This is a genomic window from Streptomyces sp. OR43, from assembly GCF_008042275.1.
Taxonomy (GTDB): domain Bacteria; phylum Actinomycetota; class Actinomycetes; order Streptomycetales; family Streptomycetaceae; genus Streptomyces.
In genome coordinates this window covers 1,302,792-1,319,704 of sequence record NZ_RDBK01000043.1, presented here as the reverse complement: position 1 = coordinate 1,319,704, position 16,913 = coordinate 1,302,792, and the positions used below count along the sequence as shown (strand labels likewise).

15 protein-coding genes and 3 pseudogenes are annotated in these 16,913 nt (G+C 72.1%); 9 read left to right on the top strand and 9 right to left on the bottom strand.

Features of this window, described 5'->3' with window-relative positions; genetic code table 11:
* Positions 1-281, bottom strand: a pseudogene (locus tag EAO72_RS43280) (hypothetical protein); the annotation flags it as partial.
* Between the two features lie 167 nt (positions 282-448).
* Here EAO72_RS43280 and EAO72_RS24385 point away from each other — a divergent pair.
* Positions 449-1,159, top strand: a complete 711-nt coding sequence (locus tag EAO72_RS24385; RefSeq protein ID WP_148019388.1) for a pentapeptide repeat-containing protein — start codon at positions 449-451, stop codon at positions 1,157-1,159.
* Positions 1,160-1,177: 18 nt separating this feature from the next.
* Here EAO72_RS24385 and EAO72_RS24380 read toward each other — a convergent pair whose 3' ends face one another.
* Positions 1,178-1,675 carry a hypothetical protein gene (locus tag EAO72_RS24380; RefSeq protein ID WP_148019387.1) on the bottom strand — a complete coding sequence of 166 codons (498 nt, stop codon included), beginning with the start codon at positions 1,673-1,675 and terminating at the stop codon, positions 1,178-1,180.
* An 86-nt stretch (positions 1,676-1,761) separates the two neighbouring features.
* Positions 1,762-2,400, bottom strand: a complete 639-nt coding sequence (locus tag EAO72_RS24375; protein WP_148019386.1) for a response regulator — start codon at positions 2,398-2,400, stop codon at positions 1,762-1,764.
* Between the two features lie 22 nt (positions 2,401-2,422).
* Here EAO72_RS24375 and EAO72_RS24370 point away from each other — a divergent pair.
* Positions 2,423-2,554, top strand: a pseudogene (locus EAO72_RS24370) (DNA-binding response regulator); the annotation flags it as partial.
* On the opposite strand, the pseudogene EAO72_RS24365 reads toward EAO72_RS24370, so the two are convergent.
* Positions 2,543-3,781 (bottom strand): annotated as a pseudogene (locus EAO72_RS24365) (sensor histidine kinase); the annotation flags it as partial. The pseudogenes EAO72_RS24370 and EAO72_RS24365 sit on opposite strands and share 12 nt — an antisense overlap.
* Before the next feature lie 233 nt (positions 3,782-4,014).
* Here EAO72_RS24365 and EAO72_RS24360 point away from each other — a divergent pair.
* The 4 genes from EAO72_RS24360 to EAO72_RS24345 all read left to right on the top strand — a co-directional run bounded on the left by EAO72_RS24360 (position 4,015) and on the right by EAO72_RS24345 (position 7,842).
* Positions 4,015-4,572 (top strand): GlcG/HbpS family heme-binding protein, encoded by a 558-nt coding sequence (locus tag EAO72_RS24360; RefSeq protein ID WP_148019385.1) that lies wholly within the window; start codon positions 4,015-4,017, stop codon positions 4,570-4,572.
* Positions 4,573-4,601: 29 nt separating this feature from the next.
* The gene (locus EAO72_RS24355) at positions 4,602-5,216 is read left to right on the top strand and encodes an ankyrin repeat domain-containing protein (RefSeq protein ID WP_148019384.1); all 615 of its coding nucleotides are present in this window, start codon (positions 4,602-4,604) and stop codon (positions 5,214-5,216) included.
* A gap of 23 nt (positions 5,217-5,239) precedes the next feature.
* A complete protein-coding gene (locus EAO72_RS24350) occupies positions 5,240-6,319 on the top strand; it encodes a YncE family protein (protein WP_148022011.1) in 1,080 nt (359 codons plus the stop codon).
* 68 nt (positions 6,320-6,387) lie between these two features.
* Positions 6,388-7,842 carry a M1 family metallopeptidase gene (locus EAO72_RS24345; protein WP_148019383.1) on the top strand — a complete coding sequence of 485 codons (1,455 nt, stop codon included), beginning with the start codon at positions 6,388-6,390 and terminating at the stop codon, positions 7,840-7,842.
* Positions 7,843-8,030: 188 nt separating this feature from the next.
* On the opposite strand, the gene EAO72_RS24340 is transcribed toward EAO72_RS24345, so the two are convergent.
* Both EAO72_RS24340 and EAO72_RS24335 read right to left on the bottom strand, forming a co-directional pair.
* Positions 8,031-9,614, bottom strand: coding sequence for a M4 family metallopeptidase (locus EAO72_RS24340; RefSeq protein WP_148019382.1), 1,584 nt, complete (start codon positions 9,612-9,614; stop codon positions 8,031-8,033).
* Between the two features lie 277 nt (positions 9,615-9,891).
* Entirely contained in the window at positions 9,892-10,467 is a 576-nt protein-coding gene (locus EAO72_RS24335) for a TerD family protein (protein WP_148019381.1), read from the bottom strand.
* Between the two features lie 213 nt (positions 10,468-10,680).
* Here EAO72_RS24335 and arfB point away from each other — a divergent pair, with 213 nt between their 5' ends.
* A complete protein-coding gene (gene arfB, locus EAO72_RS24330) occupies positions 10,681-11,106 on the top strand; it encodes an alternative ribosome rescue aminoacyl-tRNA hydrolase ArfB (RefSeq protein ID WP_148019380.1) in 426 nt (141 codons plus the stop codon).
* Between the two features lie 49 nt (positions 11,107-11,155).
* Here the strand turns inward: arfB and EAO72_RS24325 are convergent, their stop codons facing one another.
* Positions 11,156-11,662: a flavin reductase family protein gene (locus EAO72_RS24325; RefSeq protein WP_148019379.1), complete on the bottom strand. Its 507-nt coding sequence runs from the start codon at positions 11,660-11,662 to the stop codon at positions 11,156-11,158.
* A gap of 395 nt (positions 11,663-12,057) precedes the next feature.
* On the opposite strand from EAO72_RS24325, the gene cdgB reads away from it, so the two are divergent.
* Positions 12,058-13,707, top strand: coding sequence for a diguanylate cyclase CdgB (gene cdgB / locus EAO72_RS24320; protein ID WP_148019378.1), 1,650 nt, complete (start codon positions 12,058-12,060; stop codon positions 13,705-13,707).
* Positions 13,708-13,860: 153 nt separating this feature from the next.
* Positions 13,861-14,847 carry a CBM35 domain-containing protein gene (locus EAO72_RS24315; RefSeq protein WP_148019377.1) on the top strand — a complete coding sequence of 329 codons (987 nt, stop codon included), beginning with the start codon at positions 13,861-13,863 and terminating at the stop codon, positions 14,845-14,847.
* A 108-nt stretch (positions 14,848-14,955) separates the two neighbouring features.
* Here EAO72_RS24315 and EAO72_RS24310 read toward each other — a convergent pair whose 3' ends face one another.
* Both EAO72_RS24310 and EAO72_RS24305 read right to left on the bottom strand, forming a co-directional pair.
* The gene (locus EAO72_RS24310; protein ID WP_148019376.1) at positions 14,956-15,819 is read right to left on the bottom strand and encodes a class II fructose-bisphosphate aldolase; all 864 of its coding nucleotides are present in this window, start codon (positions 15,817-15,819) and stop codon (positions 14,956-14,958) included.
* Positions 15,820-15,875: 56 nt separating this feature from the next.
* Positions 15,876-16,817 carry a 1-phosphofructokinase family hexose kinase gene (locus EAO72_RS24305; protein ID WP_148019375.1) on the bottom strand — a complete coding sequence of 314 codons (942 nt, stop codon included), beginning with the start codon at positions 16,815-16,817 and terminating at the stop codon, positions 15,876-15,878.
* Positions 16,818-16,913: the final 96 nt, after the last annotated feature.

Below are 16,913 nucleotides of genomic sequence, written 5' to 3'. Positions count from 1 at the left end.
GAACTCACCGTCACCGAGGCCGACAAGCTCCACCCGGTACCCGACAGCCTCGACGACGCCGCAGCAGTCGCCATGATCGGCACCGGCCGCACCACCCTGGGCATCCTCGGCTTCACCCCGCTCGGCCCGGTCATCCCTTCGCGCAGGGCGGTGTCGAGGAGGTGGACGCCGGCGGCGCGGACGGCGATGCGGACCTGGCCGGGGCCGGGGACGGGGTCGTCGGTGTGTTCGTGGACGAGGTTCTCGGCGGGGCCGAAGGTGTGGAGACGGACGGCGTACATGGTGGGCTCCCCGGGGTGTGGGTCTCGGTGAGACCACCCTCCGACCTCAGGTGCGCTTGAGGTCAAGCGGTGTGCCGGGGCACGGTGGTGTTCCCCGCCGGAGTGAGCGGCCGGGACCGGGCCAGGCTCGGCGGGGCGTTGTCAGTGGTGTGCGTCACGATGGGGGGATGGTGCGCAGCAGCGGTAGTGGTGGCGGTACGGGCAGGGCCGGCAGGGCGGCGAAGGGCGGGGTCGCCGAGGCGCGGCGTCCGGAGGTGCGGCTGCCCGTGCTGGTGGCGTACGAGGGCGGTGGGCTGGAGCCGGACGGGGATTACGACGGTGTGCGGTTCGATGCCGTGGATCTGGCGGACGAGTCGGGGCCGGGTGCGCGGTTCATGGACTGCGCGCTGGACGGCTGCGCCCTGGACCGTACGGAGCTGGTCAGGGCCCGGTTCATCGACTCGGTGCTGACGGGGGTACGGGGGGTGGGCACCGATCTCGCGGGGGTGGCGCTGCGGGATGTGGAGATCGTGGACGCGCGGCTGGGCGGGGTGCAGATGCACGGTGCGGTGCTGGAGCGGGTCCTGATCAGGGGCGGGAAGATCGATTATCTGAATCTGCGGAAGGCCCGGCTGAAGGACGTGGTGTTCGAGGGCTGTGTGCTGTCGGAGCCGGATTTCGGGGATGCGCAGCTGACCCGGGTGGAGTTCCGGGACTGTGTGCTGAAGCGGGCGGATTTCAGCGCGGCGCGGATGGAGTCGGTGGATCTGCGGACGGTCGCGGAGCTGGACATCGCGCGGGGTGTGGAGCGGCTGGCCGGTGCGGTGATCAGTCCGTCGCAGCTGATGGAGCTGGCTCCGGCGTTCGCGGCGCAGATCGGGGTGCGGGTGGAGGTGTGACGGAGCTGCCGCGCCCGGTCAGAGGCGGGGGAAGCGGGCCTGGATGTCCCAGACGGTGGGGTTGTCGGCGAGGCCCTCGTGCATGTCGGCGAGGTCGGCGATCAGGTCGTGCAGGAAGTCGCGGGCCTCGCGGCGCAGCAGGGAGTGGCTGAAGGTGAGGGGGGCTTCCTCGGCGGGCATCCAGTCGGCCTCGACGTCGACCCAGCCGAAGCGGCGCTCGAAGAGCATGCGGTCGGAGGACTCGGTGAAGTCGAGTTCGGCGAACTGGCGGCGGTGCGAGCGGTTGCCGCGGGGGTCCTGGTCGATCTTCTCGACGATGTCGCACAGCGCCCAGGCGAAGTCGAGCACCGGTACCCATCCCCAGGCTGTGGATACTTCGCGGTCCTCCTTGGTGTCCGCGAGGTAGACGTCCCCGGAGAACAGATCGTGGCGCAGGGCGTGGACGTCCGCTCGGCGGTAGTCGGTCTGCGGGGGATCGGGGAAGCGTCGGGAGAGGGAGTAGCCGATGTCGAGCACGGTTCGATGGTGTCATGCCCGGCGGGCCGCTCCCGCATCAGTGGAGGCGGGGGCCGCCTTGCTCCCCGGTCCGGGGCCGGGATCGCTCAGGGCAGCAGCCGCTGCTCCTTGGCGACGGAGACCGCGCCGGCCCGGGTGTCGACGCCGAGTTTGTCGTAGATCCGGCCCAGGTGGGTTTTGACGGTGGCCTCGCTGATGAACAGGGCGCGCGCGATGTCGCGGTTGCCGAGGCCCTGGGAGAGCTGGCCCAGGATGTCGCGTTCCCGGTCGGTGAGGGTCGGCAGGGGGGCGCGCATCCGGGCCATGACGCGGCTGGCGACGGGCGGGGACAGGGTGGTGCGGCCCTGGGCGGCGGAACGGATCGCGGCGAAGAGCTCCTCGGGCCGCTCGGCCTTCAGGAGGTAGCCGGTGGCGCCCGCCTCGATGGCGCGGGTGATGTCGGCGTCGGTGTCGTACGTGGTCAGGACGAGGACGTGGGCGCCCGCGGTGCCGGCCACGATGCGTCGGGTCGTCTCGACGCCGTCGATGCCCTCGCCCAGCTGGAGGTCCATCAGGACGACGTCGGGGGTGAGTTTGGCGGTCAGGGCGACGGCCTCCTCGCCGCTGCCGGCCTCGCCGACGACCTCGATGTCGGGTTCGCTGCCGAGGAGGGCGAGGAGTCCGGCGCGGACGACGGCGTGGTCGTCGCAGAGCAGGATCCGGACGGGCGGGTACGCGGCGGTCATGCGGGGTCCCGGGGGGTGAGGGGCCGGCAGCGGCGAGGAGGCCGTCGCCCTGACCGCCAAACTCACCCCCGACGTCGTCCTGATGGACCTCCAGCTGGGCGAGGGCATCGACGGCGTCGAGACGACCCGACGCATCGTGGCCGGCGGGGGCGTCGGTGAGGGGGACGGAGGCGGTCACCACGGTGCCTTCGCCGGGTGTGGACTCGATGGCCAGGGTGCCGCCGAGCTGCTGGATCCGGGCGTGCATCGCGGGCAGCCCGTGTCCGCGCACCCCGTCCGGGGTTCCGGTGCGCGGGGCGGGCGTGAAGCCGTGGCCGTTGTCGGCGATGTCGAGGACGGTCCGGTCGTCGAGGTGGGTGAGGGTCAGGGCGGCCTCGGTGGCGCCCGCGTGCTCGGTGACGTTGGCCAGGGCGCCCTGGGCGATCCGCAGCAGGGCGGACTGCACGCGGTCGGGCAGGGCGGTGTGGGGTGTGCCCTCGACGTGGCAGCGGACGGTGAGCCGGCCCTGCGACTGCGCGGTCTCGCGGGTGGCGAGCGCGTGCAGCGCCGCCTCCAGGCCGCCGCCCTCGGCGAGGTCGGCGGGGGCCAGGTCGTGGACGAAGCGGCGGGCCTCGGCGAGGTTGCGTTCCGCGATACCGGTGGCTGTACGGACGTGGCGGCGGGCGGTCGCCGGGGCGGCGTCCCAGGTGCGGTCGGCGGCCTGGAGCAGCATCTGCTGGCTGGACAGCCCTTGCGCCAGGGTGTCGTGGATCTCCATGGAGAGCCGCTGGCGTTCGGCGAGGGTGCCTTCACGTCGTTCGGTGGCGGCCAGTTCGCGACGGGTGCGGAGCAGGTCGTCGATGAGTTCCGCCTGTGTGGCGGCCTGGCGCCGCATGTGGACGAAGACGGCGGTGGCGACGGCCGCGACGGCGGGCGGGGCGAGGACCAGGTTCGGGTCGAAGCCGTCGGCCAGCCGCAGTTGCGCGGCGACGACGAACAGGGTCAGCAGCGCGACGAGGGCCAGCGCGGCGCGCGGCGGCAGGATGCGCAGCCCGGTGTAGAAGAGCGGGACCGCGCACCAGGCGAAGCTCGGCGCGAGGACGACGAGCACCATCCACACGGCGACGAGCACCCCGAGCCAGACGAGGCGGCGCGGCGTCGGGCGGGAGCCGAGGACGGGGCCGAGTACGTACAGGACGGCGAGGGCGGCGGACAGGCCGATGATCCACGGGGTGCGCGTCTCACCGGGGTGCCGCAGCAGGAACCGGGTCAGCGAGGCGCCCAGCAGCAGGAAGAACGCGGCGTGCAGGAGCAGCGCGAGCCCGCGGGTGCCGGGGTCGCCGACCTGTCCGGTGCCGGGCAGCGACGAGCCCCGCCGCCGCACCTCGTACCCCTGCTCCACCTCGTACCCCCGCTCCTGACCTGCGCGGGACCACCGCGCCCCCGCTCCTGACCTGCGCGGACCTTCATCGTCACCCCGAACGGGCGTCCCCGCATCAACCGATCGGCCGATGGGGCCGTCAGCCGTTCCGCGCGCGGCGTCGAGCCGGTACGACGACCGTACGGCCCCGGAACCGGCCCAAGGATGGAACACAGAACGCAGAAGCCACGCACCACCCCGCTGAGGAGCCCACCATGAAGAAGATGTCGCTGCGCACCCGTGTCCTGACCGGTGCCGTCGCCGCCGCCGCCCTCGGGGCCGGCACCTTCGGCGCCATGTCCGCGAACGCCTCCGCCCCGGCCGCCGCGCCCGCCACCACCATCAAGGCGGACACCGCGAACCGCAACCTCCAGCAGTCCACGCACCTGACCGTGGACGCCGCGTCGAAGGCCGCGCAGGCCGCCCTCGACGCCGCGGAGAAGGAGAACCAGCGGGTCGCCGTCTCCGTCGTCGACCGCAACGGCAACACCATCCTGACGCTGCGCGGCGACGGTTCGGGCCCGCAGGCGTACGAGTCCGCCGAGAAGAAGGCGTACACCGCCGTGTCCTGGAACGCCCCGACCTCGGAGCTGGCCGGGCGGCTCGCCCAGGCGCCGAACCTGAAGGACATCCCTGGCACCCTGTTCCTCGCGGGTGGCGCCCCGGTGCAGGTCAAGGGTGCTCCGGTGGCGGGCATCGGCGTGGCGGGGGCGCCCAGCGGCGACCTCGACGAAAAGTTCGCCCGGGCCGGCGTCGCCGCCCTCGCGAAGTAGCCGAGCCGGACGACCCACGGGAGACGGATATGAACGCCCTCGATCAGCAGCTGCTCGACGCCGCACGCGCCGGCGACCCCGATGCCGTGCGGACGGCGGTCGAGGGCGGCGCCCGGGTGGACGCCCGCGACGAGGAACTGCGCACCCCGCTGCTCCTGGCCGTCCACGGCGGCCATGTGGAGACCGCCCGGCTGCTCGTCGAGGCGGGCGCCGACCCCGACGCGCAGGACAGTCGCGAGGAGAGCCCCTGGCTGGCCACCGGTGTGACGGGCAGCGTCGCGATGCTCCACGTGCTGCTGCCGGCCGGGCCGGACCTGAAGCTCCGCAACCGGTTCGGCGGCATCGCGCTGATCCCGGCGAGCGAGCGGGGCCACGTCGCTTACGTACGGGAGCTGCTCCGGGTCACCGACATCGACGTCGACCACGTCAACCGGCTGGGCTGGACGGCCCTGCTGGAGGCGGTGATCCTCGGCGACGGAGGCCGCGCGCACCAGGAGATCGTCGAGCTGCTGCTGGCCGCCGGGGCGACGCCCGGGCTGCCGGACGGCGACGGCGTCACGGCCCTGGCGCACGCGGAACGCCGCGGCTTCGCGGAGATCGCGGCGCTGCTGCGGGACGCCCCGGGCGACCGGGAGCCCCGGTGAGCGCCCGCCGTGCGGTGCTTCTGATGGCCGCCGCGGCCGTGCTCGCCGGCTGCGCCACGGACGCCACGGGCACGCCGGACGCCCCGGCGGCGACGAGCACCCCGTCCGCGGCGGCCCCGGCCGGGAGCACTCCCGACGGCACACTGCTCGTCGCGGACTTCGGCGGCGACACGGTGACGTTCGTCGATCCGGAGCGCGGCGCGTTCGACCGGGTCGAGGTCGGCACCGCTCCGTACGGGCTGGTGGTCGGGGCGGACGGCCGGGCCTGGGTGGCCACGGCGGAGGGCGTCGCGGTCGTCGACACGCGGACCCGTACCCGGCAGGCCCGTATCCCGTACGCAACGGAGACCGGACCCGTCACCACGGGCGAGTACCGCGGCGGCGGCATGGGCATCGCCCTCGCGCCCGACGGCCGGCACGTCTACGTCGGCGTCAACGTCCCGGACGCGGAAGGCGTCCTGGAGGTCATCGACACCGGGACCCGCGAGGTCACGGGCACCGCCCCGGTGGGCCGCCGACCGTTCGACGTGGACGTCTCGACGGGCGGCGACGAGGTGTACGCCACCGGCCACGACTCCTTCGACGTGACGTCCGTCCGCACGGACACCCTGCGGACCCGGCGGATGGAGGTGGCCCCGTACGGCACCGAGGGCGGTCTCGGCTCCTGGCTGAAGCCGCACTACGCGGTCGTCCGCCCCGGCGACGGGAAGCTGCTGCTGCCGTTCGAGGGCGAGCGCCTCGCGGTCCTCGATCCGCGTACCGGCGAGGTGGCGGTCGAACCGATGACGGCGAACACGCACCAGCACGGCGCGACGACGACCCCCGACGGCACGCTGCTCGTCGTCGGCACCGGTCCGATCGCCTCCGACGACGAGGACGCGTCGCTGACCGTCCGGAAGCCCGACGGATCCGAGCGCGTCATCGGGCTGGACGGCCCGCACGAGGACGTGGCGGTGTCCGAGGACGGCCGCACGGCGTACGTCACCGGCGGCTTCACCCGGGACGGGTACTGGAACGGCATCACGGTCGTGGACCTCACCGGAGAGAGGGACCCGGTCCGGCTGGCGGCGGGCGAACGGCCCCTGGGCATCGCCGTGCTGTGACGCCGGGCGGGTACCGGCTCTGCCCCGGCCTCCGCGGACTCCGACATTCCGCACATAGGATCACCGGCGTGGATCACCGACCTCCGGCACGCGATACGGCACGCGATACGGCGCGCACACCCCGCAGGGCAGCCGGCTCCGCCGCTCTGCTCCTCGCCCTCGCCGTCCTCGCCCCCGCCTGCACCGCCGGCAGCGGCGGGGTCGAGGGCAAGCCCGGCGCCTCCGGCCTGCGCGACCCGTACTTCCCGAAGCTCGGCAACGGCGGTTACGACGTCACGCACTACGACCTCACGCTCGACGTCGACCCGGACGAGCAGACGCTGCGCGGGACCGCCGTGATCACCGCGCGGGCGACGCAGGACCTGAGCTCGTTCAACCTCGACCTCGCCGGTCTGACCGTGGACTCGGCGACCGTGGAAGGACGTCCGGCCGCAGTCAACCGGGCGGGCAACGAGCTGACGCTGCGCACCGACGCGAAGGTCGAGGACCGGCTCCGGCGGGGCGAGACGTTCCGTACCGTCGTCCGCTACTCCGGCTCCCCGCGCACGATCACCGATGCGGACGACTCCGAGGAGGGCTGGCTGCCGACCGACGACGGCGCGCTCGCCCTCGGGGAGCCGACGGGCTCGATGGCCTGGTTCCCCGGCAACCACCACCCGAGCGACAAGGCCGCGTACGACCTGACCGTCACCGTCCCCAAGGGACTGACGGCGGTCTCCAACGGGGTGCCGGCCGGTCCGCCGACGAGGGAGGGCGACCGCACGACCTACCGCTGGCACACCGCCGAACCGATGGCGAGCTACCTGGCGACCCTGGCCGTCGGCCGCTTCACGACGAAGACATCGACGATGGCGGGCGGCATCACGGTCTTCACCGCCGTGGACCCGGAGTCGGCGAAGGCGAGCGCGGGAACGCTGGCCCGGGTCCCCGAGGTGGTGGCGTGGGAGGCCGGGCACTTCGGTCCGTACCCGTTCTCCGCGACGGGCGCGATCGTGGACCGCAAGGGGGACTCCGGCTACGCGCTGGAGACACAGAACCGGCCGTTCTTCCCCGGCCCGCCCAGCATCGATCTGCTCGTCCACGAGATGGCGCACCAGTGGTTCGGCGACTCGGTGACGCCCGCGACCTGGCGCGACATGTGGCTCAACGAGGGCCTGGCGACGTACGCGGAGTGGCTCTGGGCGGAGGAGAAGGAGGACGTCCCGGCTCAGCAGTCGTTCGACGAGGCGTACGAGGACGAGGACAACTGGGCCTTCCCGCCCGCCGATCCGCCGAGCGCCGCGGACATCTCGGAGCAGCCGGTGTACGGGCGCGGAGCCATGGTGATCCACAAGATCCGCGAGGCGGTCGACGACGACGAGGAGTTCTTCGCGCTGCTCGCCGGCTGGACGAAGGCGCACCGGCACGGCAACGCCTCGACGGCGGACTTCACCGCGTATGTGGAGGAGGAGACGGGCGAGGACCTGTCGCAGCTGTGGGAGGACTGGCTGTACGGCAGGAGCCGGCCCGCCGCGGACAGCTGACGGGCTCTCGGAAACGCACGAGCCGGAGCGCAGGAGCGGAATCGCAGGAGCCGGCCCGCGGCGGACAGCTGACGGGCTCTCGGAAACGCACGAGCCGGAGCGCGGGAGCGGAAACGCAGGAGCCGGCCCGCCGCGGACGGCTGACCGGCTCCCTGGATCCCTCGCTCCCTGGAGCGACGCGGCGAGCGCTACTTCACGTTGACGCCGGTCCAGGCGGCGCTGACCGAGGCGAGCTCGGCGCTGTCCGCCCCGTACAGGTCGGTCGCCGCCTTCTCGGTGGCGACGCGGGCGGCCGCGTAGTCGGTGGTGGAGGTCATGTACTCGGAAAGGGCCTTGTACCAGATCTGGACGGCCTTGTCCCGGCCGATGCCGGTGACGGTGGAGCCGTCGGAGGTCGGGGAGTCGTAGTCGACGCCGTTGATCGTCTTCGCGCCGCTGCCCTCGGCCAGCAGGTAGAAGAAGTGGTTGGCGACGCCGGACGAGTAGTGCACGTCCTGGTCGCCGACGCCGCTGTCCCAGTAGTCGGCCGAGCCGCCGTCCTTGCTGGGCTCGTCCATGTAACGCAGCGGGGTGCCGTCGCCGTTGATGTCGATCTTCTCGCCGATGAGGTAGTCGCCGACGTCGGTGGCGTTGTCGGCGAAGAACTCCACGGAGGTGCCGAAGATGTCGCTGGTCGCCTCGTTGAGACCGCCGGACTCCCCGGCGTAGTCGAGGTTGGCGGTGGCGGCGGTCAGGCCGTGGCTCATCTCGTGGCCGGCGACGTCGAGGCCGGTGAGGGCGCTCTTGTTGTCGGCGCCGTCGCCGTAGGTCATGCAGAAGCAGCTGTCGTCCCAGAACGCGTTGACGTACGCGTCGCCGTAGTGGACCCGGGAGTAGGCGGCCTTGCCGTCACCGGCGATGCCGTCGCGGCCGAGGGCCGACTTGTAGAAGTCCCAGGTCTTCGCGGCGCCGTAGTGGGCGTCGACCGCCGCGGTCTGGCGGTCGTCGCCGGTGCCGTCGCCCCAGGTGTCGTCGTCGTCGGTGACGAGGTCGCCGGTGCCGCTCTCGCCCTGGTTCAGGTCGTACGTCTTGTGGCCGCCGCGGTCGCCGTCGGTCAGTTCGAAGCCGGAGCCGGAGGCGGTGGTGGAGAGGTCGACCTTGCCGCTGTACTGGCTGTTGCCGACGCCGGCCGTCTCGATGGCCTCGTAGCTGTGCAGCTTCTTGCCGGTGACGGCGTCCGTGATGATGTGCAGCCGGCTCGGGGTGCCGTCCTTCTGCACGCCGGTCTTCACGGTCTCGAAGGCGAGGACGGGCGTGGAGCCGCGCGCCCAGATCACCTTGCGGGCGCTTGCCGCCGTCTTGATCTTCGCCGTCGTGGACGGCACGGATATCCGGGCCTTCGTCGCCTTGGTGACGCCCTTGAGCTTGCCGCTGCTCGCGGTGTGGGTGACGAGGTCGCCGCCGAGGACGGGCAGCCCGGCGTAGGTGCGCTCGTAGCGGGTGTGGACGGTGCCGTTGGCGTCCTTGATCACGTCACGGACGATCAGTTTCTCCTGGGCGCCGAGCCCGAGGGAGGCAGCGGCCGAAGAGGCCTCGGTCTGGGCCGACTTGATGGCGCTCGTACGTGCGGAGGCGCTGTTGAAGGCGGGGGACGCGGTGCGGGGGGAGGCGGAGGAACCGCCGTCGGAGGCGCCCGGGGTGGCGTTCGCCGCACCGGTCTGCACTCCGACGACGACCATCGCGGCCACGGCGGCCAGGGCTGCGGCGCGACGGGTGTTCATGTGGGGGGTCATGCGTTCTCCGTTGCTCGTTCCGTGGGGGGTTACGAGCAGGGAGCGTGCCACCGAATGACCACCTTTGACGGTGTACCAACAATTACCTCACAATTCTTTGACCGTTTCTTGTCCGACTGGAATGCGTCTGTGTCCGCTATCCGGCGGACTCCCATCGATGGGACAACACCGCGTGTCGCGCGCCCCGTTGGCCGCGCTCAGTGGTATGCGGGCACGCGGGAGCCCCCGGCCGCAGGACGTTCGGCCGGGGGCTCCCGTGAAGCGGTCGTGCTGAGCGTCAGAGGTTGACGCCGAAGTCCTGCGCGATGCCGCGCAGGCCCGAGGCGTAGCCCTGGCCCACGGCACGGAACTTCCACTCGGCACCGTTGCGGTACAGCTCGCCGAAGACCATGGCGGTCTCGGTGGCGGCGTCCTCGCTCAGGTCGTAGCGGGCGATCTCGGCGCCGCCGGCCTGGTTGAGGATGCGGATGTAGGCGTTGCGCACCTGGCCGAAGTTCTGGCTGCGGGTCTCGGCGTCGTAGATCGAAACCGGGAAGACGATCTTGTCGATGTCGGCCGGCAGGCCCGCCAGGTTGACGTTGATCTGCTCGTCGTCGCCCTCGCCCTCACCTGTGACGTTGTCACCGGTGTGCACGATGGTCTGGTCCGGCGTCGCCTTGTTGTTGAAGAAGACGAAGTGGCCGTCGGAGAAGACCTTCCCCGCGGTGTTGACCGCGATCGCGGAAGCGTCGAGGTCGAAGTCGGTGCCGGTGGTGGTACGGACGTCCCAGCCGAGGCCGACCGTGACGGCGGTGAGGCCGGGGGCCTCCTTGGTGAGGGAGACGTTGCCGCCCTTGGACAGGCTTACTGCCATGGGAAGTCCCTTTCATCTGTCGTCTGCGGGCTTCGTGCCATCACGAAGCTACCGTCACAGTTCCTAACGCAGGCAGGGCACCGGGAGGTTCCTTCCGCCTTTACTTTCTTTACCGAACTGATGACGGGCTGCGGGCGGACGGCGGAAGTGCGGCCGGAGGCCGGCGGCAAAAGAAGGTGACGAACCATGCGTGGGGCGGGGAACATGGGTGTCATGTCCGGGCCCTATTTCATCCGCGGTGCGGTCTCCCTGCCGGAGGCCGAGCTCATGTGGCGTTTCTCGCGGTCCTCCGGGCCCGGCGGGCAGCACGTCAACACCAGCGACTCCCAGGTGGAGCTGCGCTTCGACCTCGCGGCGACCGAGTCGCTGCCCGAGGTGTGGAAGGAACGCGCGCTGGAACGGCTGGCGAGCCGGCTGGTCAACGGCGTCGTATCGGTCCGCTCCTCGGAGCACCGCTCGCAGTGGCGCAACCGGGAGACGGCCCTCGTGCGGCTCACGGCCCTGCTGGCCGAGGCCACGGCGCCGCCTCCCAAGCCGCGCGTCAAGCGGAAGATCCCGCGCGGGATCAACGAACGCCGGCTGCGCGAGAAGAAGCAGCGCGGCGACACCAAGCGGGGCCGCTCCGGCCGCGACTGGTAGCGCCGGTCTTCCGTAGCGCCTCAGTCCGGCCGCGGGTGGCGCCCGCCGGTCAGCCCAGCTGCCGGTAGCGCCCGCGGAAGTACGTCAGCGGGCCGCCGTCCCCGCTCGGCAGCTGCGCGCCCAGCACCCGGCCGATCGCCAGCGTGTGGTCACCCGCGGTGATCCGCTGCTCGGTGCGGCACTCCAGCGTCGCGAGCGCGCCCCCGACCAGCGGGGCGCCGGTGACGTCACCCCGTACATAGGGGATGTCCTCGAACAGCAGCCGGTCGCTGATCCGGCCCTTCATGGCGAACCGTCCCGCGATGTGCCGCTGGCTCTCCGCCAGTACGGAGACGGCCCACAGCGGCTGCTCCGCCAGCAGGTCGTCCATCCGGGAGTCGTTGCGCAGGCTCACCATGACCAGCGGCGGATCGAGCGACACCGACATGAAGGCGGTCGCCGTCATGCCCACGTCCTCGCCGCGGCCGTGCTCGTCGAGGGGTGGCTCCTGTGCGGTGATCAGCACCACTCCGGCTGCCAGCCGGGCGAGGGCGCCGCGGAACTCGTCGTTGCTCACCCCCTCAGCATGGGGGACGGCTTCGGTACGCGGGGCGGGGGGCTTCGTCTGCAACACACCGGGAACGCTAGCCGCGTACGGTGGGCCCCCGCATCGGGCCAGGGGACCAGCCAGGTCCTAGGACCCGGCCGTTCCGGGCTGGGACCCGGGCCGTTCCGGGCCCGCGGTGACAGGGATTTGCGTTTTGCGTTCAAGAAAAGGACGGACCGCTGACGCGTGACGCACACGACCCTTCACCATCTGTTGTGACTTGAGTCACAGAGCGCAATATTTGTTGACCCTGTGTACCGGGTGCACAGCTCACTGTGATTCAGTGGCCGTGACACTGCAGTAAGTACGTCAGGTACGTCGATATGAAATCTGGAGTGCTGTCGAGGTCTCGGGGAGTGCGAGCAATGGAGGCCGAGTCGGAGCCGTACGTCCGTCTTGCGACGATGCGGCAGCTGCACCAGGCCGTGGCCGATCTCAACACGGCGCGGAGCCTGGCCGACACACTGCAGACCGTCGCCGACGGAATCGTCGCCGGTCTCGGCTACGAGCTGGCCTGCGTCAACCTCGTCCGTCCCGACGGTGATCTCGTCGTCGCCGCCTTCGCCGGCAACAGCGCCGCCGAGGCCCTGATCACCGGCCGCGTCGGCTCCCGTACCTCCTGGGAGCGCCGGCTGGCCATGGGCGAGATATGGGACGAGCTCCGCTTCATACCCCACACCGACGGCTGGGTCCTCCTCGACGACGACGTCCCGCAGTGGCACACCGAGGGCCCCGAGCCCCGCTTCGAGGACGAGTGGCACCCGCAGGACCGGCTCTACGCCCCGATGTACGCCTCGGGCGGCGGCAGCGACCTCCTCGGCGTCATATCCGTCGACCGCCCGCGCAACGGCCGCCGGCCCGGCGCCTGGGGCCGCGAGGCGCTCCAGATGTACGCGTCCCAGTCGGCCATTGCGATCAGCAACGCCCGGCTCCGGGCAAACATGCAGCGCGCCCTGGTCCGCCTGGAGCGTGAACAGCAGGCGCTGCGGGCCAGCGAGGAATCCTTCCGCCAGGCCTTCGAGTACGCCCCCAGCGGCATGGCCATCGCGGAGATGGGCGGCGACCAGCACGGCAGGCTGCTGCGCACCAACGACGCCCTGTGCCGGCTCCTGGGCCGTCCCGCCTCGGTGCTGCGCCGCTACTCCTTCGCCGATCTGGTCCACCCCGAGGACATCGGTACGCTGCTGCGCACCTCCGCCGAGGGCGGCCGTGCCGAGCTGCGGCTGGGCCGCAGGGACGGCACCTATCTGTGGGTCTCGCTGCGCAACTCCGTCGTCGCGGACACCGCGGACGGGCCGCGCTTCCTCCTCACCCATGTGGAGGACATAGAGGAGCGCAAGCGCCACGAGCTGAACCTCGCGCACCGCGCCTCGCACGACGCCCTGACCGGGCTGCCCAACAGCGCGGAGCTGCGGGCCCGGCTCAGCGCCCGGCTGTGCGAGCGCCCGCACTCCGTGGTGTCCACGGACGTGGAGGCGCTGGACGCGGCGTACGGCGATGTCGACGAGGCGCGGGCGCACGGGTTCCCCGCCGACGGGTTCGACGCCGGCCGGGGCGTCGGCCCGTACGACCACCATGTGCATTCCGTCGCACCGGACACGGGGAACGACGACGGGTCGAAGGGTCTCGCGGTCCTCTTCTGCGACCTGGACGGCTTCAAGTCGATCAACGACCGCTTCGGGCATCACACGGGTGACGCGGTTCTCATCGAGGTCGCCCGGCGGCTGACCACGTGTGTCCGCGACGGGGACACCGTCGCCCGGCTCGGGGGTGACGAATTCGTCGTTCTCGCGGACGGGCTGGGGTCCGCGGACGCCGCGGACCTGGCCGTACGCCTGCGTAACGCCATCATTCCGCCCATTCGGGTCGACGGCCGGGCGGTGCGGGTCGGGGCGAGCTTCGGCATCGGCTGGGCCGCCTGCGGCATGACCGCGGAAGAGGTGCTGCGCTCCGCCGACCAGCGGATGTACATCGAGAAGCGGTCCCGTTCCAAGGTTCACCGCAGGGCCGGCTGACGTTTGCCGGGGGGTTGTCCGCGGGGTCCGGAGCTCTGCGCGTCCCCGCCTCCGGCAATTCTTGGTGTGGTCCGTTCGGGGTAGGCTCGGCCGGTCGGCGACGGCTGGCGAGATTCGGCGACGGCTGGCGACATGGTGAGGAGTGACCCAGGGATGGCCGGGAACAACGGCGCGAGCACACCCGAGGACGACGATCCGTTCGGCTACCTCTACGAGGACGGACAGGCGGCCGGCGCGCAGCCGCCGGGACAGGGCGGCTACGGCTACCCGGGTCCCGCCGCGCAGCCGGGCGTGCCCCGGACCTCGTACAACCAGGTGCGGACCGTCGGTGAGCGCCAGTACGGGCAGGTGCCCCCGCAGCAGGCGTACGGGCAGCCCCAGGCGCCCTACGGCCAGCCGAACGGCCAGTACGGCCAGCCGGCCGCGCAGTACGCGGCTCCGGAGACGTACCCCGGCGGAACCACCGCGCAGGTGCCGCACCAGGGTGGCCGCGGCAGTGCCGGCGGCCCCGGCCGCAGCGGTCCGAACAACAAGGGCCTGCTGATCGGGGCGCTCGCGGTGGTCGCGGTCGTGCTCATCGGCATCGGTGTCGCGCTGATGACGGACGACGACGACAAGGGCGGCAAGAAGGACGAGGCCACCTCCTCCTCGGGTCCGGCCGGTGAGGTCGAGCAGTCCCCGACGCCGGAGCAGTCCAAGAGCGCCGAGGCCCCCGTAGAGCTGCCGAAGCAGGACGCGGCGTCGCTGAAGCTCGGCGGTACCGCGGCCGTGGACAAGACCGTCAAGGGGGCCGAGGGTCCCGACGGCTCCTACGTCTCCGGTTTCAACGCCGTCGGATCGTCGGTGACCTGGCGGGCCGCCATGGAGCAGGCCGGTTCGTATCGTCTGACGGTGCGCTACGCGATCCCGGACAAGGACGCCAACGCGACGCTGACGGTCAACGGGAAGCCGAACTCGCAGCCGATCGGGCTGAAGGACTTCATCCAGTCCTCGGACCCGAACTGGGAGAAGAACTGGCAGACCACCTGGGCACCCGTCGACCTGGTCAAGGGTGAGAACGAGATCAGCATCTCGTGCCAGGACGGAAACCAGTGCGACGTGATCCTGGACTGGGTCGAGGTCACCCCCGCGAAGAGCTGACGCCTCCCGACGTCCGGGGCCCGCCCTCGGCGGGGCGCGTGAGGACCGGCGGGAAAGCGACACGGGCCCCGCCCCACGCCGAGTGCGTGGGGCGGGGCCCGTTGCGGATCAGTGTGCGGCGGCGGACACGAGTCCCAGGAAGTGGCTGATCACGTCGGTCATCGCCTCGCGGCCCGGGGCGATGTACTTGCGCGGGTCCACGCCCGTGGTGTGCTCGGCCAGATGGGCGCGCACGGCTCCGGTGAAGGCGGTGTTCAGCGCCGTACCCACGTTGATCTTGACCATGCCGGAGGCCGTGACGGCCCGGCGGATCTCCTCGTCCGGGACGCCGCTGGAGCCGTGCAGGACCAGCGGGACGGGGACGGCGTCGCGCAGCCGGCCGATCAGCTCGTGGTCCAGGGCGGCGGTGCGCTCGGTCATGGCGTGCGAGGAGCCGACGGCGACGGCCAGGGCGTCGACGCCGGTGGCGGCGACGTACGCGGCGGCCTCGTCCGGGTCGGTGCGGACGCCGGGGGCGTGCGCGTCGAGAGGCGCCTCGCCCTCCTTGCCGCCGACCTTGCCGAGTTCCGCCTCGATCCAGATGCCGCGCTCGTGGCCCCAGGCGACCGCTGCGGCGGTGGCCCGTACGTTCTCCTCGTAACTCAGCTTGGAGGCGTCGAACATCACCGAGCCGAAGCCCGTCCCGTGCGCCTGGTGCAGCAGTTCCACGGACTCGACGTGGTCGAGGTGGAGGGCGAGCGGGGCGCCGGAGGTGCGGGCGACGGCCGCCGCGGCGGCGGCGATGGGGGCGAGCCGGCCGCCGTGGAACTTCACGGCGTTCTCGGAGATCTGGAGGATGGCGGCGGCGCCGGCGCGCTCGGCCCCGGCGGCGATCGCCTCGGCGTGCTCCAGTGTGATGACGTTGAAGGCGGCGATCCCGTGTCCCCGGGCCTGGGCGGCGGAGACGAGTTCACCGGTGCTGACGAGCGGCATGCTGACCTCTGTGGTTTCCTCGGGCCCGGCGGGCGGGTCCGGTGGGGGCGCGGCGTTCAGGCCGCGTCTGCGTGTTCCTCGATACCGACGCGCGGCAGCAGCTCCTCGTACGCCGCACGGTCGAACTCACCGGCCGTGGGGGAGAGCACGGTCGCCGTCGACAGTGCCACCGCCCGTCGCAGCCGGTCCGGCCAGTCCAGGCCCTCCACGAGTCCGGACAGGAGTCCGGCCACCGCGGAGTCGCCGGCCCCGGTCGGGTTGCCCCGGACGGGCGCGGGCGGGGCCGCCTGCCAGGTGCCGTCGGGGGAGACCGCGAGCACGCCGGCGGGTCCCAGTGAGGCGATCACCCCGTGTGCCCCTCGCCGGCGGGCGTCCCGGGCGCCGCGCAGGGGGTCGCGGGAGCCGGTGAGCTGGGCGAGCTCGTCGGCGTTCGGCTTGATCAGGTCGGGGCGGGCGGCGATGCCGCGGCGCAGCGGTTCGCCGCTGGTGTCCAGGAGGACGGGGACGCCGGCGGTGCGGGCGAGGCGGATGAGTTCGGCGTAGGCGCCGACGTGGATGCCGGGCGGCAGGCTGCCGCACAGGGCGACGGCGTCGGCGGCGGTGAGCAGTTCGCCGTACGAGGCGAGGAAGGCGGTCCACTCGTCGGCGGTGACGTGCGGTCCGGGTTCGTTGAACTGGGTGGTGTCCCCGGTGGCGCGGTCGACGACGGCCAGGGTGCGGCGGGTGTCGCCGGCCACGGTCACGAGTGCGTCGGTGACGGCCGCGGGTCCGGTGGGGAGCGCGGCGAGCATGGTGCGCAGGACGGCTCCGGTGGCGCCTCCGGCGAAGCCGGTGACGACGCTGTCGTGGCCGAGGGCCGTGAGGACCCGGGCGACGTTGACGCCCTTGCCGCCGGGACGCTCGGAGAGCGCGGTGACGCGATGGGAGGCGTGCGGGACGAGTGCCGGGACGTCGTACGTCAGGTCGAGTGCCGTGTTCAGCGTGACCGTGAGGATCACCCTCGGCCCCTCTCGATCCGTGGAGCGCGGATCTCTTTCCAGAACGCGCTTTCCCTGCTGGTTTCCTTCGCGATCATGCCAAAGAGACGGCGGTCG